Source organism: Methanomicrobia archaeon, from assembly GCA_016930255.1.
GTDB lineage: Archaea > Halobacteriota > Syntropharchaeia > Alkanophagales > Methanospirareceae > JACGMN01.
In genome coordinates, this window is the sequence record JAFGHB010000064.1 from 1 (window position 1) to 25137 (window position 25137).

27 protein-coding genes are annotated in these 25137 nt (G+C 48.6%); 7 read left to right on the forward strand and 20 right to left on the reverse strand.

What is annotated here, in order from left to right; genetic code table 11:
- The 6 genes from JW878_08760 to JW878_08785 form a co-directional block, all read right to left on the reverse strand.
- On the reverse strand, positions 1-506 hold a 506-nt coding region (locus JW878_08760), incomplete at its 3' end, for a methyl-coenzyme M reductase subunit alpha (protein ID MBN1763145.1).
- Between the two features lie 15 nt (positions 507-521).
- On the reverse strand, positions 522-1355 hold the full coding sequence (gene mcrG / locus JW878_08765; protein MBN1763146.1) for a coenzyme-B sulfoethylthiotransferase subunit gamma: 834 nt from the start codon (positions 1353-1355) through the stop codon (positions 522-524).
- A gap of 15 nt (positions 1356-1370) precedes the next feature.
- Entirely contained in the window at positions 1371-2690 is a 1320-nt protein-coding gene (mcrB, locus tag JW878_08770) for a coenzyme-B sulfoethylthiotransferase subunit beta (protein MBN1763147.1), read from the reverse strand.
- Positions 2691-2911: 221 nt separating this feature from the next.
- Complete coding sequence (locus JW878_08775) at positions 2912-3469, reverse strand: class I SAM-dependent methyltransferase (protein MBN1763148.1); 558 nt, start codon at positions 3467-3469, stop codon at positions 2912-2914.
- Positions 3470-3493: 24 nt separating this feature from the next.
- Positions 3494-4267: a formate dehydrogenase accessory sulfurtransferase FdhD gene (gene fdhD, locus JW878_08780; GenBank protein MBN1763149.1), complete on the reverse strand. Its 774-nt coding sequence runs from the start codon at positions 4265-4267 to the stop codon at positions 3494-3496.
- Positions 4268-4271: 4 nt separating this feature from the next.
- A complete protein-coding gene (locus JW878_08785; GenBank protein MBN1763150.1) occupies positions 4272-5462 on the reverse strand; it encodes a cysteine desulfurase in 1191 nt (396 codons plus the stop codon).
- 152 nt (positions 5463-5614) lie between these two features.
- Here JW878_08785 and moaD point away from each other — a divergent pair, with 152 nt between their 5' ends.
- The 3 genes from moaD (at position 5615) to JW878_08800 (ending at position 6916) form a co-directional block, all read left to right on the forward strand.
- Positions 5615-5854, forward strand: a complete 240-nt coding sequence (gene moaD, locus JW878_08790; protein ID MBN1763151.1) for a molybdopterin converting factor subunit 1 — start codon at positions 5615-5617, stop codon at positions 5852-5854.
- 9 nt (positions 5855-5863) lie between these two features.
- Positions 5864-6223: a molybdenum cofactor biosynthesis protein MoaE gene (locus JW878_08795; protein ID MBN1763152.1), complete on the forward strand. Its 360-nt coding sequence runs from the start codon at positions 5864-5866 to the stop codon at positions 6221-6223.
- Positions 6224-6568: 345 nt separating this feature from the next.
- Positions 6569-6916 (forward strand): hypothetical protein, encoded by a 348-nt coding sequence (locus JW878_08800; protein ID MBN1763153.1) that lies wholly within the window; start codon positions 6569-6571, stop codon positions 6914-6916.
- A 428-nt stretch (positions 6917-7344) separates the two neighbouring features.
- On the opposite strand, the gene JW878_08805 is transcribed toward JW878_08800, so the two are convergent.
- The 8 genes from JW878_08805 to JW878_08840 all read right to left on the reverse strand — a co-directional run bounded on the left by JW878_08805 (position 7345) and on the right by JW878_08840 (position 12984).
- A complete protein-coding gene (locus tag JW878_08805) occupies positions 7345-8217 on the reverse strand; it encodes a hypothetical protein (GenBank protein ID MBN1763154.1) in 873 nt (290 codons plus the stop codon).
- Between the two features lie 241 nt (positions 8218-8458).
- A complete protein-coding gene (locus JW878_08810) occupies positions 8459-9169 on the reverse strand; it encodes a sulfite exporter TauE/SafE family protein (GenBank protein ID MBN1763155.1) in 711 nt (236 codons plus the stop codon).
- Complete coding sequence (locus JW878_08815; protein MBN1763156.1) at positions 9159-9716, reverse strand: hypothetical protein; 558 nt, start codon at positions 9714-9716, stop codon at positions 9159-9161. The genes JW878_08810 and JW878_08815 overlap by 11 nt, the downstream gene beginning before the upstream one ends.
- Positions 9701-9934 carry a TM0996/MTH895 family glutaredoxin-like protein gene (locus JW878_08820; protein ID MBN1763157.1) on the reverse strand — a complete coding sequence of 78 codons (234 nt, stop codon included), beginning with the start codon at positions 9932-9934 and terminating at the stop codon, positions 9701-9703. The genes JW878_08815 and JW878_08820 overlap by 16 nt, the downstream gene beginning before the upstream one ends.
- Before the next feature lie 47 nt (positions 9935-9981).
- Positions 9982-10362: a winged helix-turn-helix transcriptional regulator gene (locus tag JW878_08825; GenBank protein MBN1763158.1), complete on the reverse strand. Its 381-nt coding sequence runs from the start codon at positions 10360-10362 to the stop codon at positions 9982-9984.
- 36 nt (positions 10363-10398) lie between these two features.
- Positions 10399-10662, reverse strand: a complete 264-nt coding sequence (locus tag JW878_08830; protein ID MBN1763159.1) for a thioredoxin family protein — start codon at positions 10660-10662, stop codon at positions 10399-10401.
- 76 nt (positions 10663-10738) lie between these two features.
- Positions 10739-11809: an ACR3 family arsenite efflux transporter gene (gene arsB, locus JW878_08835; protein MBN1763160.1), complete on the reverse strand. Its 1071-nt coding sequence runs from the start codon at positions 11807-11809 to the stop codon at positions 10739-10741.
- A gap of 56 nt (positions 11810-11865) precedes the next feature.
- Complete coding sequence (locus JW878_08840) at positions 11866-12984, reverse strand: permease (GenBank protein MBN1763161.1); 1119 nt, start codon at positions 12982-12984, stop codon at positions 11866-11868.
- Between the two features lie 180 nt (positions 12985-13164).
- On the opposite strand from JW878_08840, the gene JW878_08845 reads away from it, so the two are divergent.
- Positions 13165-13794, forward strand: coding sequence for a hypothetical protein (locus JW878_08845; protein MBN1763162.1), 630 nt, complete (start codon positions 13165-13167; stop codon positions 13792-13794).
- A gap of 2378 nt (positions 13795-16172) precedes the next feature.
- Here the strand turns inward: JW878_08845 and JW878_08850 are convergent.
- From JW878_08850 to JW878_08860, 3 genes are all read right to left on the reverse strand, one after another.
- Positions 16173-16466 (reverse strand): hypothetical protein, encoded by a 294-nt coding sequence (locus JW878_08850; GenBank protein ID MBN1763163.1) that lies wholly within the window; start codon positions 16464-16466, stop codon positions 16173-16175.
- Positions 16457-17530: a hypothetical protein gene (locus JW878_08855; protein ID MBN1763164.1), complete on the reverse strand. Its 1074-nt coding sequence runs from the start codon at positions 17528-17530 to the stop codon at positions 16457-16459. Before JW878_08855 ends, JW878_08850 begins: the two co-directional genes overlap by 10 nt.
- A gap of 103 nt (positions 17531-17633) precedes the next feature.
- Positions 17634-18890 carry a radical SAM protein gene (locus JW878_08860; protein MBN1763165.1) on the reverse strand — a complete coding sequence of 419 codons (1257 nt, stop codon included), beginning with the start codon at positions 18888-18890 and terminating at the stop codon, positions 17634-17636.
- 213 nt (positions 18891-19103) lie between these two features.
- Between JW878_08860 and JW878_08865 the strand changes: the two genes are divergently transcribed.
- The 3 genes from JW878_08865 (at position 19104) to JW878_08875 (ending at position 20527) form a co-directional block, all read left to right on the forward strand.
- Positions 19104-19958, forward strand: coding sequence for a rhodanese-like domain-containing protein (locus JW878_08865; protein MBN1763166.1), 855 nt, complete (start codon positions 19104-19106; stop codon positions 19956-19958).
- A gap of 135 nt (positions 19959-20093) precedes the next feature.
- Entirely contained in the window at positions 20094-20363 is a 270-nt protein-coding gene (locus JW878_08870; protein MBN1763167.1) for a hypothetical protein, read from the forward strand.
- A complete protein-coding gene (locus JW878_08875) occupies positions 20300-20527 on the forward strand; it encodes a hypothetical protein (GenBank protein ID MBN1763168.1) in 228 nt (75 codons plus the stop codon). Before JW878_08870 ends, JW878_08875 begins: the two co-directional genes overlap by 64 nt.
- Positions 20528-20570: 43 nt before the next feature.
- Here the strand turns inward: JW878_08875 and JW878_08880 are convergent, their stop codons facing one another.
- Genes JW878_08880 through JW878_08890 form a run of 3 tightly spaced genes read right to left on the reverse strand, consistent with a single transcriptional unit; the run spans position 20571 to position 25013 of the window.
- Positions 20571-23048 (reverse strand): response regulator, encoded by a 2478-nt coding sequence (locus tag JW878_08880; protein ID MBN1763169.1) that lies wholly within the window; start codon positions 23046-23048, stop codon positions 20571-20573.
- Positions 23049-23097: 49 nt separating this feature from the next.
- Positions 23098-23457 (reverse strand): response regulator, encoded by a 360-nt coding sequence (locus tag JW878_08885; GenBank protein ID MBN1763170.1) that lies wholly within the window; start codon positions 23455-23457, stop codon positions 23098-23100.
- Positions 23454-25013, reverse strand: a complete 1560-nt coding sequence (locus tag JW878_08890) for a PAS domain S-box protein (protein ID MBN1763171.1) — start codon at positions 25011-25013, stop codon at positions 23454-23456. The genes JW878_08885 and JW878_08890 overlap by 4 nt, the downstream gene beginning before the upstream one ends.
- Positions 25014-25137: the final 124 nt, after the last annotated feature.

Consider the following 25137-nt stretch of genomic DNA (forward strand, 5'->3'; position numbering starts at 1 on the left):
GAATCCGAGACGAGTGCGGGTTTGGTCTCCACCATGTGCTCCTGGATGGTTGCACCACCCGGTAACGCGTGGTTCACCACTTCCATGAAATTGTTTATGGTATCGGGTGTGACTTCCTTACCCAATCTCGTCTCCAAAATCGCGTGCGCGTCATCCAATCCTAACATAACTGTCCTTCTCATGTCGTCCCAGATCTGTTGCATTGCGGCATTATTCACCCAGTGCAGGTCGTCGTGGTTGACCATGATGTCTGTGTGGTTCAACACGTAGGGCATCAGGAATCTCTGCCCTTGTGGCATACCTACATCAGGATTATAGGCAGGAGTTCCGGAGACACGACCCTCTACGATCTTCTGCGCGTCCTGTATGAACTCTCTCTTCCTCATTCCTCCTTTCTGCGCGATACCGCCATAGACATAAAACTTGGTTTTGGTACTCTCAGGCTTCTCGGCGAACTTATCAGACATCGATTTTAAGAAACTATGTTGAACATCTCCATATGGCATTTTTCTTTTCCTCCTTTACTCCACTCCACCTCTTGGTGTGTACAGCTTAAACTTCGCGCCTACGTCCTTGTTGCCTTTTATCGCTGATCTCGCAATGAATGGCTGGAATCCGCCCCAGGTTCTGTTCCAGTGGATCTCGGATACAACGTCTCCCACTTCAGGATCGTCCTCTTCCAACCAGGTACCACCCTGAGCGTTTCTGAACGTTGTGGTCCTCTTCCTCAATTCGTCCTCCGGAAGAGGCTTTCCTAATACCACTTCCTTGTCTATCGCGCCGCCGACCATATCCTTCACGTATTTTATGTCGCCGTTCGGATTGCGCGCCCATCTCCTCAGAGCATCGAACATTACGCCATTCTCGTCCAATCGAACGGAGTGACCGTGGACAGTTCTTCCTCTCAGGCCGGTCCTCGCGGTATCAAACGTCTCGTTGTCAATGTACTCTTTCGCGATCGCCTCGACATCTCGCTCTCGGGCTTCGACAATCGTCCTTCCTGACAGCACACCGGGGTCTACGCCTCTGTATCTGGTGTACCACATCATCGGTCGAATTCTCGGCGTTGCCGGTGCGAAGAACATCGAGTCGGTGAACTGGACGTATCTAATTCTGTCACCAGCCGCTGCTCCTGGCGTGGGCTTTACCATCTCACGAACCGAGCAGTCAGGCTCTTCCAGCTCCTCTATTGGCGGATGAATACTCTTGTACGCCTCTCCAACCGCGCGGTGTCCAAGTAATCGCACCACATCTTCCTCTGCAACGTCTCGTAGCTTCTCTAACTTCTGCGAAGGATCCATGAACTTCCTGCGGTTTTTACCTATAATACTATTTCCAGGTGTATATTGTGGCATTTTTTTTGTCTCCTTTTACATTATCTCCTTCGCTCCTTCCGCGACCGCTTTCATTGGCTCTGCAAACTCTGGTATCGCGCCAAGCACTTCGCCATACAGACCTGATGTCCTCGACGGGGCGAAGTACTGCGTGTCCGCGTCTATGCACATCGCAGCGCAGAAGCATGGTATGAACTGTCCCTTAGCATGCCTCGTAACGATGTGGTTTCCGTGGAATACACCCGGGCCGCCACCGCCATAGATACTGTGCGAGAAGAACGAACTCGATACCGATGCACCCTGAGCCTTTCCGTAGTCAACGCCTGGAAGTCCGGTCTCATGCTCCAACAGCTCGTTGAAGTACATAATGCTCGACGGAACTGGCTGGCCTGCACGCATTGCAGCGCAGTTCACCATCACTGCGGCAAGAAGTCCGCATGAGGCGTATGCATTCCACATCTGCAAATCGTCCGTGCCGAATACCGTGTAGCCCGATCCGAGCTTCGTCTTCGGCTTTGCCACACCATCCGCTTTTGCCTTATCTACCATAGCATACACAACATCTCCGAGCGTTCCGTCTTGTCCATTCTCCTTTATCAGAGAGAACAGCATGTTGTTCGCGTTCAGTCCCTCGTACGCAAGGTCTAAGAGGTGGCCGCGCTCGAACGGTCCCAGAGCGTCACCCATCTCATAGCATGCTGACTCTTCCAGAATCATGGACAAGCATGCACCGGGCATTGCTCGCTTCCGTACCGTTGCTGCAATGTGGTTCACCGGGATATTCCTCAGGGTATATCCTGGCCCCTCATTACTGATCGGCACATCCACCAACGTCGCCACGACGGTCCCTGTCATGGCAGGATCCTGCGGGTACATTCCCCATACAGCCGCTTTCACATCGGATGCATCCCACATGTTCACCTTGAAGGTGTCCATGACCGCCTGGGTCAGCGCAGCACAGACGTTTGTCCGTGCAGCCGAGTAGTCCGCCAGGATTCGCGCTGCAGGTACTTCGACCTTTAGCCGCTTTCCGCCAGCCACAAGGTCTGCCTTTGTCTCGTCGCCATCTTCGACCTGAATCATCTCCTTCACTTGGGCCGCTATCTCTTTTCCTTTCCCAACGATGTCCAAGTCCATGCCCTTATTGCGGATGATCATCTGTTTTCCCGCGATTGCACCTGTTGCTAGCCGCTTCTCCAGTCCCGCTAAGTCAACCGCAGCTGTTCGAGCCACCAGACCGGTGATCTTCCTTATTGCTGGGTTTCTCAGCGGGCTGAGTGCCGTTATTGGTACGTCGCCTACAAGTTTCTTGCCTCTGTCGTCGTATAAATCGACTTTATCCACTATCTTAGCCATAACTTCTTTATCCTCCCATTTATATTTCCCATAAAGGGTGATTATAGGGTAACGCTGTAGGTACTTAAAAGCTTTTCGCTTTATCACCAGTTACCAAAAATGAGAACTACAATTTTAACATGATTGGTATAAAAGTGATATTTATTCACACCAATTCGAGTTTTTTATACTAAAGGCGGACCTTTGGTCACCATCGTTTCCGCTATTGCGTATGCATGCGCTTAGTCTCGCCGCGTGTTCTTCCTCCCTTCACCTAACATCAACGTCCCTTCTTTATTGGGCTTGATGCTACAGTCGGCAAACCCTGCTTCTGATAGCGCCTCTTTCAACCGCTGCGGGCTGAAGTACTGCTTCGCATGGCCGTGACTGCTTGTTTGCGGTACGCCGCCGATCCAGTCAATGATAAACATCTTCCCCCCCGCTTTCAGCATACGGTGTGATTCCCTCAACGCTTTCTTTGGATCGGGTATTTCATGCAATGCTTTGAGCGAGACGGCGAAATCGAAGGCGCTATCCTCGAAGGATAGTTCCTCTGCTGATTGTACCTTGAACATAACGGCCGACGATTTCAGTCGCGCTTTTTCTACGTTCGTCTGCACGGGATCGACCCCGATCACCTCGCAGCCGAGCTCTTTTTGGAGATAGATCGCGAGTTTGCCCGTGCCACAGCCGAGATCCAGTAGCTTCATCGTGGCTTCCGGCCTTCGCTTCTCTCTTTCCGCATTTAGCCGTTTGCATAATTCGGTTACCAACTCCACTTCGTTCTCTAATAGGTCCATTGTTCCTACTCACGCCGTCCACCTTCAGTCACGGCTCGATTGCGATATCCTCTCCGCATGCGTGTACACATTCATCTGCTCGCCCCGTACGAATCCGATGATACACAGACCGGTCTTCTCCCCGAGTTCAATCGCCAGACTCGTGGTCGCACCGCGCGACGCGACAAGAGGGATATTTGCTACTGCGCACTTCAACGCCATCTCCGACGAAATCCGGCCAGTGCACGTAACAAAAGTCTTTCCAAAATCTATATCCTTGAGTAATCCGTAGCCAATCACCTTATCAAGTGCGTTATGGCGTCCTATATCCTCTACAACGCGAATTTGAACATACTTGTGCACGTATTTCTCAAATAATCCTACCAGATGCACCCCCCCGGTGGTCTCGTGCACTTCGGATTGCAAAATGGATTTTACCCCCGCCATTATGTCGCCACTATCAATGTTCATGCCCGAGGTCATTTTTGGCAATTTCGATTCATCCAAGAACGACGAGCCCGTGCCGCAACCACTCACAATGATTTTCCTTGCCGCTACTACTTTTAGAGGATGCATTATCAGCACGTTTGCGGTATTCTCCGCGAGCTGCAAGGACACTATTTCTTTAATGCCGCTTATGATACCTTCTGAGAAGAGATGCCCGATAACGAATTCTTTCTTCATTTTCGGGCTTATCATCGCGGTGACATAGTGCCGACCATTAATGGAGATAGCTAGCGGCTCTTCTTTTACCACCTTATGCTCGGTCTCGACGAACGTCCCGCCGTGATATTTCAAGCATTTGACCTCTTTTAACATGACATTACACCGCCCTGGCGATCCCCTTAACGGTCTCTAAAAAGGTAGCAACATCCTCTTCCGTGTTATAGAGGTATAAAGAGACTCTAACTGATCCATCCTTCAAGCCGAGATAGTTCATCAGCGGCATGCAGCAGTGATGGCCCGACCGCACCATTATATCAGCAGCTTCGTCCAGCATTAAGGCAATCTCGTGCGGGTGTAAGCCCTCAATAGTAAATGAGACCACCCCAAGCCGTTCGTTCAGATTCGTCGTGCCGTACACCTGCACTTTGTCTATAGCCAGCAGCCCGTCCAAGAGTCGTTTTGTCAGGTGCTCTTCATAATCGCGTAACCGCTTCATACCCAGATCGTTCAGATAATCCACCGCTCGTCCAAGTCCGATTCCACCTGCGACGTGTGGGGTCCCCGCCTCAAAGCGTTCATAGCCTTCTGCTAGAGTGTAATTGCCCCGAGAAACCGATTCGATCATCCCACCACCAAAGAGGGTGGGCTCAAGCTCGTTCGGATTTTTCATCCAAAGGACGCCTGTTCCGGTCGGTCCGAGCATTTTATGGCCTGAGAAAGCAAAAAAATCACACCCAAGCGCTTCTACGTTTATAGGGATGTGTGGAGCGGACTGCGCGCCATCAACAAGGAATAACGTGTCGTTATCCTGCTCTTTACACAGCGCGGCGATCTCCTCAACAGGCAATATTGTGCCCAGGACGTTTGATACGTGTGTCACCGCGACCATTTTCGTTCTATCGCCAATAGCCTGCTCGAAATCCGCGAGATCAAATATCCCCTCCTTGTTCGGCTCCACGATCTTCAGGCTCACACCCTTCTCCCGCAGCCGTAACCAGGGTAGGAAATTCGAATGGTGCTCCAGCAGCGTTGTTACCACTTCGTCGCCTTTTTCCCAGCGAAGCCCATAGGCGACCATATTGGTGGCTTCTGTGGTATTCTTGGTGAATATGACCTCTCCTCGGTGGTTCGCACCGATAAACTCAGCAACCTTGCGGTGTGCATTGTGATACTTCTGTGTGGCAAGCTGCGATAGGCGATGAACGCCCCGCCCCACGTTCGCGTTATACTCACGGTAATAGCTCAAAACCGCTTCTAAGACTGGTTCCGGCGTGAGGCTCGTGGCCGCACTGTCCAGGTAAATGATATCGTTCAGTATCGGGAAATCAGCTCTGATCTTTTCGTCCATAGGCTCTATCCACTTTTACTCTTTATTCGCTGCTATCTTTATCTATACCCATTATCATAGTAAAAGTAGTAAATTTTAGCGTTTCACGCATCAAAATGCATGATACTGAAACGCACGAGGTATATAACGAACGCAGGTGAAGGGAGCATGCTATGAAGGTTGAGGTACGATTCTTTGCACGATGCCGGGAAATCGTCGGGGAAAAGCAGCGAGCAGTAGAACTAGAAGACGGCATGACGCTAAAAGATTTTAAGGACCTTTTAATGCGCGAGTATCCCGCGTTGAAGAGGCTGACATTGTTAATCTCGCTGAACCATGCGTATGCTGACCCTGAGGCGAAGCTCAAAGATCAAGATGAGATCGCCGTGTTCCCACCAGTGAGTGGAGGCTGATAAGTAGCGATGATAACGAACGAGGATTTCTCGATTGATGCGCTGGTAGAAAAGATGAAGCGGCCGGAGCTAGGGGGTATTGTGACGTTTTTAGGTACGGTGCGTGGCGATGCAGGGGTAACGGCGTTGCACGTCGAGATCTACAAGGAAATGGCGGAGCAGGAGCTGGAGAAGCTGAAGCGCGAGGCTCGTGAGAAGTTCGAGATCGAAGCGGTCGAGATCGTACATCGCGAAGGCGAATTGAACGTTGGTGAGAACATCGTTGCTATTTTAGTGGGTGCAAAGCACCGGAAGGAGGCTTTTCGCGCGTGTGAGTACCTGATCGACGAATTGAAGAAGCGTGTGCCGATCTGGAAGAAAGAGGGTTAGTGCCGAAACTCGAAACTTTAGACAGGTTCTTTGCTCGAATACTATTTGATATCGGATCAAACGGGACAGTGTGGAAGGTACAGAAATGAGCGAGCTGGGAATGATCGCGAAATCATTGGTGTATGTAGAGACAACACCAGAGAGAGACGATCGGGAACACCGGAGAAAATGCCGATTTCCGTCTAACTAAGTATCGTAATTAGTGTGAATTAATATTAAAATTGATAGTAAAAGTCTTATCTTATACTTCCCATTTTGGGAAATTCGTGATACAACGAAACGCTTATAGGTACCTCGTGAGGATAATATATAGTATGTTAAAAAACAAAAAGCTGTGGCGTTATCGTGGTGTTGACCCTAAGCGCGATCGTAGGTACCGGGATAGTCCTTGCCGATGACATTAGCATTCGCATCGCTCCCGCTACGCTCAATCTCAACGATAACGTTGGTGGGCATTGGGTAACGGTGCACACGGATGTTGCGTTCAGTAGCGAGTGGGTTTGTACGCTGAATGGTGTCGCTGCTACTTCGACGTATAGTGACGACTGTGGTAACTTAGTCGCAAAGTTTGATCAGGCAGCGATTGCGGGCACTGTTGTTGCGGGTACAGCTACTTTGGAGTTCACTGGCACTAAAGAAGATGAAGTGATCACAGGATCCGATACCATTCGAGTGATTAATAGCGGTAAGTAAAAATATACCACCACTTTTCCCCTTTTTTTCTTTTTCATGCTCATGTGCGCCCCCCTTGAGTCGTGAAGGTTTCTTTTGGTAAAGCTTTTCTTTAAGCCCTTACCGGGCTTGCGGGGTCGTGGGGCGGAGCCCCACATAAGAAAAGGTTTGCCATCAGCGATTTTGATGGAGGTTACGTTACCGTGGAAGAGCCCTTGACGATATTGGAATGAAATTCGGGTTTGATATGGACTTGGAAAATAATACTTTGTTCGTTCGTTCCTGCTTGGTTCCGGAGTTCGTTGATCTTGTTTGTGTTACTCTTGTGAAATCTCGTGGGGTTTTACATTCGCTATAAAGGATTGTGAACCCCCCACCCCTCAAAAATGTCGAAATATCTCCTAAAAGTATAGAGAGGATGGAACAGAACGGGAAATAAATCAAAATCCTCAATCTATAGCCGTAATAATTGCCTTTTCTTTTAGCCTTCCTTTGAGTTTGTAAGTAATAACCCATATTATATGGGGATACCCTTCTAACGCAACAGGGTGACAACGTAACGGGATATTTTTTTTCAAACCAGTATACGGAGCAGCAAGATCTTCATCTTCAATGGGTAAAAGTTTTGGATTTATTCCAGAATCAGGCCCTAAATAAAATTCGAAATTTAAGAAATCTCCTCTATCTAAAAGAGAATCTTCATGCAATTTTGTTATATGCCAAACAGCATTTTCTCGTGCTGTGATTATTATATTTTTTCTCCTTTCCCATTCCGATTTATTTAGATAAAAATTGGTCTTTATCGTTTCTGGTGTCGGTTCTAAAACTGAAGGTTCCTGAATACTAAGTTTAAACCAAAAGATTGTTTGTTCTGACCATTTCTTTGTTCTCATTTTAGGTATTTTTTCTGTCTTTTTTTTATCAGTACCAAGAAGTGTTACGTGCCAAAATAATAGATTTTTTTCTAAAGAAAAATGATCGATAAATACTTTATTAGGCATTTTTTTAAAATTCCCTCTTTCTGAATACCAAATTAGTACTCTATCGTTCAGACCCGGAAAGAAAATCAAACGTTCACCTGGGGGTGGCGAAAAACAGATTGTTCCCAGATTATAGCTTATACCATCTTGATCGCTAAAGAAAACGTAATTAATTCTTCCAATAGGTTTTCCTTCCCTTAAAAGCTTTGAAAAGGGCCTTAAAATGCAACTTTCGTTTTTTGATGAGAACCCCTTACCAAAATTTTCAAAATGAATTTCTAAGATGCCTTCGTCATCAGTCATGTTTCGATAAAAAGTATTTGTAGATTCAAATAGTTTCATATCATATACATTGCGCTGAAAAAAACCTGAACACGGAAACCAGCCATATCAAGCTAGTGAACTTAAAAATCCCAAGTCAACTTGGGGATAATCAAAATTCTCATAAGCCTTTCACTTTTGTTCTTCATTTCAGCGGGCAATGTCAGATCGCGCGATTGGCAACCGAGGGATTATATTTAACATTAATCGCTATGAATACCCCGGTACGCAAACAGGGGTAAAGAAGGTCGTGCGATGCCATCTACCAGATAAGATAATAAAGCCCGATGAGCACAAACACGACTCCGATAGCCTTCCGCAACACCCGCTCAATCTTCTGAACATTCTGAACGTGCTTGTTCAACTCCTGCACACCCATATAAAATAAAATCGAGAAGATAATGACCGGTATCCCGGTGCCAAGCCCGTAGAATGCAGGCAGGAGTACGCCCGATTCAGAGGCGAGCCCGAACGGAATCAAGCCACTGAAGAACAACACGGCACTGTACGGGCAGAAGGCTAAGGCGAATACCACGCCAATGAGGAACGCACCGAGGAGGCCGTAGTCCGCGGCTTTTCTGCTCAGCTTCTCGGTAAGACGGCCCCCGGTACCAAGCGTGAAATTGAAATGCCCGAGCCCTACCATGAAGAGCCCGGCTGCAATCATGATGAGCCCCAAAATCTCACCGTGGATACGCTGCACGGTGAGCGAGAGATCGATCACATTCATGCCAATGACAATGATACCGACACCCAAAACCGAATAGGTGACTATCCGACCTAAGGTATACGCGAGTCCGCTCAGCGGGGTATGGCGCGGATCTTTTATATCACGCGAGATGTAGGCGATTGCGGCGATGTTCGTCGCCAGCGGGCAGGGACTGATCGAGGTCAACACGCCGAGTAAGAATGCCACCAGTATCACGAATTCCGTGTTCGCTATCAAACCCTGTATGATCGATTCAAGTAGCATCTTCGTACGCGCTCAGTATGCCCTCCAGCTTGGTTTTAAAGACCGTCATGTACTCCTCTTTGTTGCCAACATACTGCCACATGTCATTGGCATCGGTCGTCGCCTCCTCGTTATCATCAGTCATAACAGAAATAAGGAGCGAAGAACCACTAACGCCGTATTTCTTCACCAGCTCGATATTGTTAGGATCCTGGTAATTGACCGTTTGATAGCGTATTTTCCCGGATTGGTACTCCTCGGGGAAGTACAGCTCTATCGTCTCTTTCGCGTAATTGCCCAGTTTTGTGCATAACTGGCACGGCCGTGCAGGCTCAAATTTAATAACCGTTAGGGTTATTTGTACTGGTTCCGTAACTGGCGGCGTCGGTGTAGGTGTAGGAGTGGGAGTACTGTTCAGCGTAGAGTTATGCAGTGCCGTGTCGGTTGCAGTACCTGCATCGTTCGCCGGTGCAATACAGCCGCAGACGATCAGGGAAAGAGAGACGCCGATTATGAGAATCCCCGCAATCAACCATGAGTCACGATTACGTCTCAGTCCTGGAGCCATTGTTTGAGTTCCTCCGTACTCGGAATTCGTCCGCTCACTTTCACCTCTCCATCGATCACCACTGCCGGCGTCATCAGTACCCCGAAACTGATTATTTCATCGATATCTTCCACTTTTTCGAGTGCTACATCAACGCCAAGCTCCTCTATTGCTTTTCTCGCATTTGCGTATACCCGTCTACAATTCGCACAACCTGTTCCTAAAACCTTAACTTCCATTTTTTGGTATTTATACCTCCTTACTCATCACCACGTTGCAAGCACGCTCAGATGAGCCTGAAACATCGGATCATCTGCTTCCCGAATTCCGTGAGATGGTAGATCTGAAACGTTCCGTCTTGCGTGCACGCTACCAGTCCTGCTTTCTTCAACACGCCCAGATGGTACGACAGCTTCGAGTACTCGCACTCCATCAGTTCCACCAGGACACAGACGCAGAGATCTGATAGACCCAAGGCTTTCAGGATCCGGACACGTAACGGGTCCGAAAGCGCTTTAAAAACCGCTACCTCCTCGCTGATATCTTCATTCAGGACCGCCTGTACGTTTTCGAGAACCTCCTTGGAGATAGCATAAGAAGGGGGTATCTTGCAGGATTTCCCCGGGGCACATAGGGGCACACTATTTTTTGGGGGCTCCGTCGACATTTTATTTACACACCGTCCGTGTCGTGTAACATCATTTCATTCTGCCGCTTTTCTCAGCTTCTCGATCGCTCGTTTCACCTCATCCCTGCTCGGCACGCCGCCCATCTTCAGTATCTTACCCTCGATCACCGTCGCTGGCGTCATCATGATGCCGAGCTCCTCAGCCTCTTTCGAGAAGACATCGAGCTTCTCAACCTCGATATCTTCATAGCCAAGCTCTTCTACCACACTTTTCACTACGTTCTCTGTCGCCTTACATCTCGCACACGGTTGCGTCGAGCCGATTACCTGTATTTTCATGCTATCTATCTCTCAGCACCTCCTTCTTCTCTTTTGACCGTTCTGTCATATTTATTGCGCCTCAACCTCGATCACCTCACCCAAAGAATCCCCGTGTGCGCTTGCAGAGCCATACGAGGAAGAGCATTATCGGAACTTCCGTGAGAACGCCAACGACCGTAGCAAGTGACGCGCCGGAATTTAAGCCGAATAACGTCGTGGCAACCGCGATCGCAACTTCGAAATGGTTACTGGCCGCGATGATTGCCGTTGGTGCGGCGTCCTCATACCCCAATCTAATGGGCTTAGCAATGAGATACGTGATTGCGAACACAACGAGAATATTGACAAATATCCCCACGGTGATCATACCGATGATCGCCGGGAGTTCGACGATTTTGTCACCCTGATAGGTGAACAGCACTACTAAGGTGATCAACAACGCTATGATCGACATATTTCCCAACCGGGGCACGAGTTTCTCTTCAAACCAGCCCATACCTTTTCGTTTAATTACTTGATCGCGCGTGATCCACCCGGCAACCAGCGGGGTGCAGATGTATATGAGTACCGCAAGCGCTATGGTCACCCACGGTACCTGGATACCCGAGACCCCGATAAGGAAGGTCGCGAGGGGCGCGTATAAGAAGACCATGGTCAGGGAGTTGATGGCCGTCATCACGAGCGTATGTGCCATGTTCCCTTCGGCAAGGTAGCTCCACACCAGGACCATTGCGGTACAGGGCGCGACACCTAACAGAATCAAGCCGGCGATATACTGTTGAACAAGCGGGATCTCACCGAGTGGCGTTACCGTCGTTCCTTGCGGTAAATACGGTGCAAATACCACGCTTAAGAAGAACCATGCGAAGAACGCCATGGTGAATGGTTTTATCGCCCAGTTCATGAACAGGGTGGTGGCAATCGGTTTCGGCGTGAAAATAGCCTTCTTCACTTCGCCAAAGCTTATTTGGACCATTATAGGATAGATCATGGCAAAGAGGCAGATCGCAATGGGTATCGAAATATGCGCCACTTCCAGGAGTGCGAGATGTTCAGAGAGTTGCGGATACACTCTGCCAATGAGCGTGCCCGCAAGTATACAGAGTACCACCCACACGTAAAGGTATTTGGCCCAGATTCCCAGTTTTCGTTCCTTGGGTTCCATTTCTCACTCCCCGCTCCTGCGATAGTTCTTGTATTCTACTCTTCTCTCTACCACGTTCATCCCACTATACCTCCGTAAACCATACCCACGAGGGTGGAGATGAGCACAACCAACGCGATGTACACGGACGCCTTCTGCCAGCCGATCGTCCGCCAGATAATGACCATGCAGGGAAAGCTTAAGGAAGGACCTGCAAGCAGAAGCGAGAGCGCAGGTCCCGCAGCCATCTGGCCCGTCGTGAACCCGAAGAGATTGCCGACGATCGGCACTTCAAATAACGTCGGCATGTACAAAATTGCTCCCACGACGGACGACAGCAAGCAGGCAAAGAAGGAATTGGACCCAAAATAAGGTTTCATGAGTTCACCCACGGCTATTTGAGGATCATGCGAAGGCGCATAAAGCGCTGCGATACCGCCGATGAGCCCTATCACGAATACGCCGACCAGAAGGAGGGGGAATATCCGCTTTGTGAGCCACCAGGTCTCACTACCCCATGCTCGCACCTCGTCTTTCGAATAAGAGCGAATTACTAGCACCGTAAGCCCCAGTATCATAAGAGCGAGTGCGATAAGTTTCGTGACCCACGAGATCAACCCGGAAGCGCCAACGAGCAGGATTGCCACGAGCAGCGAGAAAAACAGTACCGTAATGTAGCCGGATCGCTGCACCTCAGTATCATCCCCTATCATCGCAATGGCCGGAGCTGCGCGTTTCTCCTCTGCCTTCGTCTGCTCACCGCGTTCAAAGAGCGCTGCCATACTCATACCGATCACGACCGCCATCACGACGGCACTTATGGCTCTGGCGATTCCGATCGAGAGCCCGAGCACGCGTGCGGTCAGCACAATGGCCAGGAGGTTGATCGCCGGTCCCGAGTATAAGAACGCCGTAGCAGGTCCGATGCCCGCACCACGTTTGTAAATGCCGGCGAACATCGGCAGTACCGTGCAACTGCAGACCGCGAGAATCGTCCCTGAGCAGGACGCTACGCTATACGAAAGCCATTTCTTCGCGCTCGCACTGAAGTATTTGAGCACAAACTCTTTAGATAAGAGCGCGGCAATAGCGCCGGCAATGAAGAACGCTGGCACTAAGCAGGTCATCACGTGGAGTGAGAGATACTCCAGCAGCGTATCCATGCCCGCTTCTATGATAGTTTGTACCACAGCCATTATTTCAAATATATTTGAAATAGTACATTTAAAGGTTTGCCACTCCTTTCTCTTGCACGTTAGTTGCATGATGGATAATTTTGGTGGCTATCATGACCGTTTTGCGCTAACAGGAATAGAAAGCGAAAGGTTTAAATACCCTTCTGCCTTTTATATTGGGAGGGTAAAATTGTTAGCAATATGATCTCTGAGTTTCTAGATGAGCTTAAAGCCCGTGTATGTCCAATTGAATACGCCTTGTTACTATTTAGTATTTGCTTTGTTTTACTATTCATAAGTATTTTAATTTACCTCTTTTTACCTCTCAATATCTTCATACTTTTTGGATATACCTTGCTATTAATGTTGGTTTTTAATTTTCTCATTAGCTTCATACTTTTGTGGTGTATTATTCCTCAATTTTTGCTGGTGTATTTTAATCATTTTAGAGGGTTTTTTGTTTCGTCTTATAAATTATTTCATCTAATACCAACAACTTTGATAATAACTTTAATCATAGCGTTTGTAGTGTTTTTATTTGTTAATCGGAGGAAGTGGAAAAACAAAGAAGAAAGATCGGCAGAATCATTTATCTTTGACTTAGGAAATTGTATATTTAAAATCCTCAATAGTTTGACTTTATTTACTATATTCAAACACCTTTTTGTGGAAGACCTATTTTTATTTGAGCTTGATGCAACAACAGCTCTAAAGGCTCAATTAGATAATGGCGTTATCCCTCAAGAGGTTAGAGAATTTAGAAATAATGATGAGCCTATCACATTACAACTTCCTGAAAACGCCAAAGTTTTTGCTTATGACAATAGATAGACAATACCCTCTGAGAAATCGCCTTATGTTATTAAAGAAAAAAAGGGAAAACTAAAAATTTGTAGAGTTAATTATTCGTTGGATAGTTGGGTTCTTGGGACTTTGCTTTTAACAGTTTCTATATTTTGGTACTGGTCTTCAATTCCAGATCAATTGAAATGGGTCTTTATTATTCTGGGGGTCCTTAGAGTTTATGAAACACCTATCTACGGAATCAAAGTAGTATTGTTTGACCCATGGAAAGCAAGAATGAGACCTGTTCGTCTTGACTCTTATCGTAGTGTGATCCTTACACTGATGGGTTATTTCAATATTATAATTTGGTTCGCCATCTTCTATCGTGTCATAGGGCTTGATTCGCGTTTTGAATCCCTAAGCTTTAGTTTTCATACGATGACAACTTTTGGTAATCCTGATATTGGTAATACCGATATTATCCTTACGTCAGTTTTTGGACCAAGTCTCGTCTTCCTCCAGTCAGTAATCGGTTTCATTATGGTATTATTAATCATTGCGACATTAATATCCCAGCTTCCAAGACCCACGCATTGGGATGAATTTGATTGAGGAATATATCGTAAACCTAAACGAAGCAATTAGAATTTAAGCTGAGTGGGAGCGGTGCGGATATAAAAGAAGCTGCCCTTAAGGTTAACCCAAAAATCAGCAGTCAACTGTTTGATAATCAAAATTATCTTCCTCTATCCAAACCCGCTGAACCTAAGAGATACGGAAAAAGCCTGAGTAGGGATTCATTCATACTCCTTCTTCCTTCAGCCTTCTTCTTAATGTCCATCCACTCACCTTCTGACTCGCAGCAATTGTGGTCCTATCTATACCTGCTGCTAATTGTTTCCGAACAGTTGTCCAGTTGATCCGCGTCGCTGTACGAGTGGCATTGAATACCAAAGCACAGTAGAAACACCACCGAAGAGCACCTCATAATAGAGTCCGCACACGTGGTGGCTATGAAAGAAACTTCTAATTTTCACCCGCCCCGCAACAACCGCCTTACTATGGTGCGATCTCACCGACTTATCTCTTCACTCACCAGTCTAGTCGAGGTCTCAGGTTGTATGGCAATCGGTCTTGAAAATCGTCAGAATGAATGATGATGAATGATATTCTGGGTTTTTGTTAGAGAGTGCAAAGCCGGTTTGACCGGAAACCTTATACTGCAGTACTGCATTTAGATGCAGTATAGTATATTCGATACTGCAGTATACTGCAGTACTATAAGAAAATGCGGAGCACGGAGAGCGCGTGGAACGGCAAAAGCATATAGTACTGCATCACTAGTGCAGTATGATAATGCAGTATGATAATGCAGTATGAATGCATTAGAATATATGAGTAATGCATATCGGCGGAGAGGGCTTGGAATAAGGAGTGTTGAATTTGTCCCAGCATGATTTTTCCGGTAAGAGAGCTCAATCGTGTCGTGTAAAAAGCGCAAAAAAAAATCAAATCAAAACGAAAAAGTGAAGTTAGCTGGGGTGGATGTTGATCTGCGGATAAACAAGGATTTAAATATTCACCCTTAATAGCAGTTGCTAGTTACTGCTTGCTTGCTTTTGCCTTCCGGAGTGGTTTACCTTTAAGACGCCATACCTGACGCGCGCACGCTCTTCTTTCTTTTTCTAGACGATACGATACGATACGATAATAGAAGCCGCATGATTGCGACCAGGTATTCGTGGAAGAAAAAGCACGGTAGATTTTGAAAGCCATTTTTATTTCTAATTCCGGATCTACGTATCTCAACATCCCATCCCACGTGCCTTTAAAAAAAGAGCTGGTGAACCATGTCATGTATGTCTCAACATACTCATCTCTTCACTCACCCGTCTAGCTAGGCCCCAGGTTGTATGGCAATCTGTCTCGAAGAGTCGTCAGAATGAATTAGGGTACAGGTTACTGAACGGTTCTAAATGCTAGCGTATGTAGGTGCCAGATTTGGCCAGAACCACATACTATAGTACTATATTTAAATATAGTAGGTAATGCAGTAGTAATGCATTACCATGCAGTACTATTAGAAAATACGGAAGCACGTGCGGGTCACAAAATCATAAAATCATAAAATCACAAAAGCCAAAACCATAATAGTACTACTCCAGGGAGGGGATACTGCTCTTCATCCTTTTCAGCTCAGCATTCGCCATCTTCATGTAATAACGGGTATAGCTTGATGATGGCTATAACGATTAATTGTGGGACTTTATCAATAAATTGTCTTTCTTGACTCTTCCGTATTTTCGGTCGGTGGTGCGTATAATGACTGACGCTTTCGCTTCAGCCGCTCGAGAAGCTTTCTCCCGTGTCTCTTGCGAATAGTCGTAAGAGCGTTTGGTTGGGTTGGGCTGAGCTGCTTGCTCTTAGTGCTCCTTCATAATGACTGCCCGCAGCAAATACACGACTATAGCGATGACACACGCCGCGAAGCCTGCTTGCACCAAAGAGCGGTACTGATACGTGAAGAGCGTGGAGATCGCATCCATAGCGAAGAAATAGAATTGAAAGGTCGCAACCAGAAGCAAGAGCATCAGAATTATGAAGACGCCGAATCTGAAATATCGCATAATATCCCCGGATGCAAATCTCGATTCTTCGTTCGCTTTCCCAGTTACAAGCTTAGCCCCTTTTTCTTTATCTTCTTTCCCTACTTCCATTTCTCTTCTCCTCCACACACCTTCCCTCCTCTTCTCTTCTTTACCAACAAAACCGAGACGATAACGAGTGCAACCGCTGCAGGTAACACTTCGAAGTCCGGCTCCTCTGGTACCGGAGTAGGATAAGGAGCGGGAATCGGTGTTGTATAACCCGCCTCCTCGTAGCCACCCATAGACCTCATAAAATCTGAGATTGTGATGGTGGGCGAAATCTCTACCGTTTTCTCCTTCGCCTCCAGCACCACCGTTCTATTTGCAAACGGGCTTAAGAGTACCATCCCACTACTTTCCTTTATTATCCGTTCCGATTGCCAGACCTGAACTTCAACGATATAATCGCGGCCATTGAGCACGCATAGTTCGGTATAATGAAGCGAGGTCGTACCCTCTTTTAAAGCGCCAAGGTCTTCCCACCTCTTAGCTGTGATCAATCTCGTTTCATTGTCCCGCGCCTTTATGAATGCACGCAGACCACTGACATCCCTGCCGAGATTGTCAATGTAGAGGGTGGTATTAATGAGCGCGTACTCGCCGGTTCCTTCTTTCGCCACTTCTACCGCTTCCACGAAGAAATCAATCTCGCGTATAGCGATCTTTGCGACAGACGGAGGTTCCAGACTTGTCAAGCCGTAAATCATCGTTTCAGCACGCTGTATACCTTTTCCATCTTCAAAAACGACGATTTGAAGTTTATACCCGCCTTCCTTCGGAATTGTAACGCGGGTGCTTGCGCGTCTTGTCTCCTCTCCCCCTACGCTCCCTACCTTCGTCTGGTTAGTGGTGACGAGTAAATTCGTAGTCGCATCGTACGCCTTCACTAAGACGTCTATTTCGCCTGATGCTGCCTCTCCACTGTTGTCGAGATACGTGGTCACATTGAGCGAGGCCTCCGCGATATCAAGCGCTTCCGCAGCAATGTCAATATCGACGATGCTTATCTCTGACCAGTCGTGCTCTCTTAAACCACCGCCAAGGGTTGCCACCAGGGTAATGAGCACTAAAAACGCCAGAATCACCGCAGTAGTTGCAATTACCTGGGTTCTCCCCGGTGACCTCGCGTTCATGCCCGCTCTTTACCCCCTACGTATAGGTGAAAGTTCTTGAATACTATTGAAGTGATTATATATAAAAATTTTATCTGCTATCCAGGTTGACAGGACTGTGACGTCACCCTCCACTCACCCACGAGAGAATTATCACCTCATCATCACCGTGAACTTCCGTCTTTATACCCCGCAGGTTCTTGATGTTCATTCCGTTAAGGTACACGTTGAAGGTACGTTTAATCGTTAACTCGCCGCCGTCGCCGTCCGTAGCCAAAACGGTCTCTCTGAATTGGTCACCGTAGTGGTCTGTTAATCGCCTCATCACCTCTTCTATGGTCGTGGACCCGTCGCAATCGAAGTCTGTCCATCTCGTCTTTGTTAACTCGTGCAACGTGAGCGGGAACTTTACCTTTATCAATCCCGACCCTCTCTCTTCCCGTGGCCCGGATTGCCGTACCGATGTCTCGGAGATGCCGACCAGGCTATGCCGCAGCGTGAAGTCCCACTCCTCCTTCTGCCAATCCTCTCTACTCTCGCACGATCGTGTGTGACTGAGCCACGATAACCGATCCTGCATTTGGTCCTTCATACTTCGTTGCTTTGCCGTGAGATCGGGGTATACGGTAATCCAGGTCTTCTGCGGCGGTGGCGTGGGATAATCGCGATAACAACTCCGGCTTATAATCGCGTTCGGAAGATACTTAGAAGCGATGCTATAAGCTCGCTCCAGCTCCTCCAGCGTCGGACGCCTCGTTGCCTTCTCGTACGCGAAAATCGGCACGAACGGATTGATCCGGTACCGAATGTCTGTACTCACCGACGCGAGGAACTGCGCGATGAACTCTATTTCCGCATCATCAACGATCCCTGGCATGTACACCGTTTGCACCAGCAGCTCGATTCCGGACGCGTGCAACTTCTCGATCGCACGCAACACCGGCTTGTTCGATTTGCCCGTGTACGACCTGTGTACGTCCTCGGAAAAAGCCTTCAAGTCCACGTGCGCCTCGGTCAGGCCTGCTTCTTCCAGGTCGTGGACATAGTCGTCGCCATCGGCACCTAACGCATAGCCGTTGGTCATCAACACGATCCTTTCGAAGTCCTTTTCCTTCAAACCTCTGACCACGGTCAAGAGATACTTCTTGTCGAGCGTGGGCTCACCACCGGTGATCATCGCCTCTTTAGGAAGTACTCCATAGTAATCCAAGCAGGCGCGTTCCATTCGCTCAAGGGTCTCAGCCGCCGTGAGCAGCGTGCCTCCTTCATCTCGCGCCGGTCGGAAACACCCTTTGCACCTGAAATTGCAGCCGGTAAGCATAAACCAGACGCGCGGTTCGATCTCCGATAGCGTGAAATACTGCAATCCTCTTTTCGTCATACTTCACGTTGTATGTAGATAGAGAGAGTGTTAATAAAAAGGTGACAAAACATGATAAGTGCGGTTGCCAGGTATCTGCGTGCCCAGCACCGGTGCAGTACTGCTGTGCTGTAAAGGCCACGGCCCACTTTCCGCTACGTTTACCGTATTCTACCTTACTTTCCCTCCCCCTTTTTATAATGCAAGTGTTATAATAAGTTGGTGAGAGGAGATATGACGAAACCATCTGCGGTAGTAGTAATGACGCTCGTGCTGGTTTCTGCTTTCGCAGGCCTCGGCATCCAAAACGCATGTGCCTCCGATGCCTCTGGCGAAAACGGGATAGAAATTGTCGCCTTTAGCACGAATAAGGACGTATACTCGGCGAAGGAAGAGATGTCGGTGTTCTTATTGATATATTCCGCGGAAAACATAAGTGACGCTCTCATCAAAGTCTCCGGCGTGAAGAGTTCCAAAGGCGTGTATTACGTTGCCTATTCGAGCACGCGGAATTTAACTGCCGGAGAAAATAACATCACCTTCACGAAAAATCTACCAGCATGCTCTAAATGCGCCGGGATAAGCCAGGGGACCTACGTCATCGACGCTTCAGTAAAGTACGACGACGAAGTCGTAACGGCAACGCACAGTATCGCAATCACGTCAACGCCCGGTCAAACAATCTCCGTGAACGTCGCTGTTGACGAGGTGAATCGTTTGATCGCGTCCGAATCTGACGACATCCTTGTAGTGGACATACGAACCAAGGACGAGTACGACACAGGACACATCGGTGGTGCCGTCTCGGTTCCGATCTCGGAGTTGAGCAATAGAACCGAGGAGTTCAACACGAGCACGAAAATAATCGTATACAGCGCAAACGGCACGAACAGCACGATCGTCTGTGATATGCTCATAAAAAACGGTTCTGAACGCGTTTATAATGTAGTTGGCGGACTGCATGCCTGGAACGAGAGCGGTTATGCGGTTGTTCCTACTACTACCTCAAATCCGATGGCCCCCGGATTTGAAGCGGCTCTCGCACTTGTAGCCGTGCTTGTCGTTGCCGATCGAATCCGGCGGCGGTGATTCGTTACGTGAGTGCCCGCACGCACAAGTTGTATCTGCGAGTTCGTCAGCTTGCTAGCTAGCTATATCCTTGCCGGGTTTATACCAGAATAAGGATATTGTGAGTGACGAATCACCTAAACGAAACGAAGAGAGATGAAACTCAAGATCAAGCTGAAGGAGGCGGAGTTTGAGGCGCTGCTTACCGGTGAATTCTCGCCGAAGACCGCAGAAAAGATCGTGGACCCGTTACCGATCGAATCGGACATAATGGTCTGGGGCGAGGAAGTGTACTTTGACGTCCCTGTTGAAATGGAGGAGGAGAACGCGAAGGAGACGGTACGCAAAGGTGATTTGGGGTATTGGCCAGCAGGTATTGGCCAGCAGGAAGGACGCTGTGCATCTTCTATGGGAAGACGCCGATAAGCGAATCCGAGGAAGAAATAAAACCCGCTTCGGCCATCAATATTGTCGGGCGAATAGTCGATCCCGATAGGCTGAAAAGGCTCGCTCCTACGGGTGGAGAGCGAATGAAAATAGCCAAATGGCAGGGAGCTAGCAAAAGGAACGCTTCAGATACGTACGTATAAGCGAACGCACCGCAGCACGACTTAACCGCCACTCGTCAGTCAGTCACACCACGGGCAACGTAAAATAAACCGTGCAGCCCTTGCCCTTCTCAGACTCGATCCAGATTCGACCGCCATGCACCTCGATGATCCGCTTCACGATCGCGAGACCCGCACCGGTGCCCTTACTGCTCCTATCAACCTTGTAAAACAGCTCGAAGACCTTCTCAAGCTGGCTCTCGTCAAGTCCCGTGCCATTATCCTTCACGAAGAACACGGTTTCTTTATCCTCTGTGCGAGACCCGATCTCTATTTTTGGGTGGGGTTGATCACCCATGAACTTGATGCCGTTCTCGATAAGGTTCACCAGCACCTCTTCTACTTGCATCCGGTCCACGTGCACGGTAGGAAAGCCCGCAGCAACGGATACTTCAACACCGCTTAACTTTATCTGATCTGCCAGGTGCGCCAGCGCGTCTCTAATCAGCACGCCAAACGGCACATCCTCCGGCGGATTCATCACACGCCCGGTACGGGAGAGCTCCAGTGTGTCCTCCAGGAGTCGCCCCATCGAGGTTACGGCGTTCTCTATAAACGCCAAATCGGTCTCCACTTGTCTCTGTTCGTTTCGTTCTATATCTCTTCGGAGCAGGTCAGTATAGCCTTGCAGAGTCACCAGCGGCGTCCGCAATTCATGCGAGATCGTATAGACAAACCGCACCATCTCTGCGTTCTTCAGTTCAAGCTCTTTGAGATGCCGCTCTCGCTCATCCGCCAGTCGCTTGCGCTCGGTGATATCCGTGAAGAAACCTACGTTGCTTTCTCTGCCATCAATCACGATTGGGGTTGTATTGACATCCACATAAATGACCGTTCCGTCTTTTCGTAAGCAGGGTATAGATGCTGCCAGCGTTTTTTCTCTTCGTACCTGGGCCTCGAACTCGGAAATGACCCATTCCAAATCCTCTTTCGGGTGAATGTCACTCACCCCCAGGCTCTTCAATTCCTCTTCAGGATACCCTAACATCGTACATATCGCCGGATTCGCGTACCTGAATTTCTTCGCCTCAGTATCCGCAACCAGTATCCCCTCGGCAGCTCCTTCAAAGAGCATTCTATATCTCACCTCGCTCTCCCGCAGCGCCTCCCCCATTCGTTTGCGCTCGATGATTCTTCCCAATCGCTCGGCAAGAGCGTCGAGCAGACTTATCTCTTCCTTGAGGAAAGGCCCTGCATCGATTTGGGGTCTCTCTTCCAGGTAGCAGACGTCCAGCGTTCCAATTCGCTCACCACGCAGCGTGATAGAACTGCTTTGTTTCCAGTTGGTCTCCCTGAAGTTCTCGGTCTTGAATTCCTGATCATCAAGGGTGATTCTGACACAGGTGATTTCCGGATACCGCAAGGCAGAAGGGATGAGATCAACGCTACCCTGAAAGATTTCATCCAATGAAATGCCAGGCTTTTCTACCAATTGGGAAAGGCCGTAGAGGCAATTCAGTTCCTTGACACGCTCTTGCAGCGCCTCCTCCGCCCGCTTCCGTGCTTCCTCTATCTCCATGCTGTGGAGCGCTAAGCCTAGGTCACCAGCCACCTCGATCAAGAGCCCCTTCTCCTCCTCGTCGAGAACGACCGCGGGCGCGAGCAATACGGCAAGCAGCCCGAACAACTTGCCCGCGTGTTCAACACAGACGATTGCAGCTTCTTTGCCTACGTGTGTATTTTTTAGTACGCACCCTTCTTTGCACTCTCGGGATCTGTCTACGATCACCACCTTCTCCTCCTGAGCAAGGGCGTTTCTGATGCATGGAGGAAGATCACCACCCACCACATCGTCGCGGAAACGAGAGAGCGCTTCTTCAAACCCGGAACCTTTGACCGTGGCAAAGTTTTTACCATCACTCAGGAATCCGAGCCACACGCCATCGTAGCCCCGTGCATCGAGCAAGATATCGCAGGCTTTCTGGAGCAGACTGTCTCTATCCTTCTCCACTATAATCAACTGATTAACAGTTCGGATAGCTTTGAGGACGCTGTTTATGTGCTCGATGTGCTCATAGGCCTTCTCCAGATCGAGCATCTTCTGCTCCAGCTTCTTCACCAAGCGCTCACTATAGAGCCTGTATGTCTCTTCCTCTCCTTTCACCGTTGGTTCCCTAGGCTTTATCTTACCTTCCTTCACATCGCCACGCACGCCGCGTATGATCTCGATAAACTTCTCAGGCTCCATAGGCTTGCGAATGAACAGGTCCGCCCCCAACTGCAAGGCGAACTCTTCATCCTTCTTGTTGGTATAGGTGGCCGTGTAGAAGACAAACGGGATCCCCTTCAGGTCCTCTTCTTTCTTCACCTCATGGCAAAGCTGAAAGCCGTCCATCACCGGCATGAGGATATCGGAGATGATTAGGTCAAATCCCTGGGTGTGGAGCTTTTCCAGGGCTTCCGCACCATTAGTGGCCGATACGACCTCGTAACCGCTCCCCTTCAGCAACATCTCTAAGAGGTACAGATTCTCTTTCTTATCGTCCACTATGAGGATTCTCATTTTCCTCTCAGCCTTCCTTTACCGATTGATGAACCTTCCTTCCCCCGCTTCATAAGAATTTCTCAATCTCCGCCATGAACGTCTCCGGATTGATAGGTTTCTCGATATAGCCGGTGCAGCCCGCTGCCAGTGCCTTCTCCCGGTCTCCGACCATAGCATATGAGGTCAGGGCAACAATGGGAATTTTGCCATCTGTTTTCGACTGCCTTATCCGCCTTGTGGCCTCCAGGCCGTCTATGCCCGGGAGCTGGATGTCCATGATTACCAGGTCCAGCTTCTCGCTTAATGCGCGTTCTACACCCTCCTCGCCGCTCCATGCCTCGAGCACCTCATACCCCGCGCTGCTCAAAATAAAACGGATGAGGTACATATTGGCCTCATTATCCTCCACTACCAGAATCTGCTTCATGTTTTTACCTCCTCATAGTTCAAAGGCACGGTGAACGTAAACGTACTCCCCCGTCCAAACTCGCTCTTCGCCGTAAGCTCACCGCCAAGGAAATTCGCTATCTTTTTCGAAAGATAGAGACCGAGACCCGTGCCTTCTCGAATTAGTACACCATCGACGTGTATCCGGCTAAATGCCAAGAACAGCCGGTCCATATCCTCCTCTTTTATCCCGATGCCCGTGTCCTCGACAGATACCTCGATCATCCGGTCTTCTTTCACCACCCTGAGCGCTATCTTCCCGTTATCCGTGAACTTTACCGCATTACTCACGAGATTCGTGATGATCTGTTTTGTCCTTCGCTCATCGCTCTTGATCAGTAGCGTATCGGGCATCGTGAGCGTCATCTCGAGGCCCTTATCTTCCAGGGCAACGGTAAAAGAGTCCTTGAGCTCCTGCACAAGAGTTGTGAGATCGAATTCCTCGATGAGCAGTTCCACGCTGCCTGCTTCTATCTTACTCACGTCAATGATGTCATTTATCAGCGCCAGGAGCTGATGAGCGTTTTTTTTCACCATGGTAAGCTGCTTCCGCTGCTCCTCTGTCAGCTCGCCAGCCATACCCATCAAGATTATGCCCGTGAAGCCTATGATGGAATTGAGCGGCGTCCTCAGTTCGTGGCTCATGCTGGCAATGAACATGGATTTGAGCCGATCGAGCTCTTTGAGCTTGAGATTGGCCTCAGTTAAGTCTCTTGTTCGCTCTGCAACCCGCTGTTCCATCTCCTCGTACGCTTCTTTTAGCGCCATCTCAGCCTGCTTACGTTCGGTGACGTCTTGCAGTGTTTCTATGGCCCCAACGATTTCCCCGCCAGGCCCTCTTAATGGTGCTGCGGTGAAACGCAGCCATTTACCCTGCTCGCCAAGCGAGGGAAAGAATTCTGAAGCTTCGTACGCACCGGTAATTAACGGCGATTTTCTATAGTTACCTCCATATAATTCTTCAATTTCTCTTTCTGGCCGCTCATCTACGATAAAATCGGCCATAACCTGTCGCTTCTCGGGGTAAAAGGACAGCCATTGCTTATCGGTTCCCAGCATCTCTTCTCTTTTCATTCTGGTGAGCGATTCGAGCGCAACGTTCCAGTGGATAATTTTATGCTCTCTGTCTATTACAAACGCTGGAATGGGTGAGCTCTCGACAATTCGTGCCGTCTTTTCCAGCGATTCCCGCAGCCTTCCTTCCACTTCCGCCTTTTCGCTCACAAATCCAACGACATACCCCACAGCGATAAAAATCGCCGCTCGTACAAATTCGCTTGCAGAGAGTGGAAGGGAGGAGAAGATTGTTACGAGAATGTGAACCAGAGCAAGTACGAGTGCGACGTAGACTGCCTTCTTATGATACCAGATCCCCGCTAAAAGGATCGGAATATAAAATACGTGGGTATAAACGATCGCTATGTGCATGACTAACGCGCCATAAAAAGCCAGAATAACGCAGGCTGCGAGCGTAGAAAGCAATACAAGGAGTTTTATCCCGTGCTTTGTTCCACGAGGTGATCCTTCTTTCTCCATAGAAGCACCTTTCGCTCAAAGATTTATATGATATATTACTGTTAAGTAAACTTTGAAACTACCCGGTATAAAGTGATGCTGGTATGGCTTTGATCCCTCTATGATACCTTTTAGTGTTGAACCA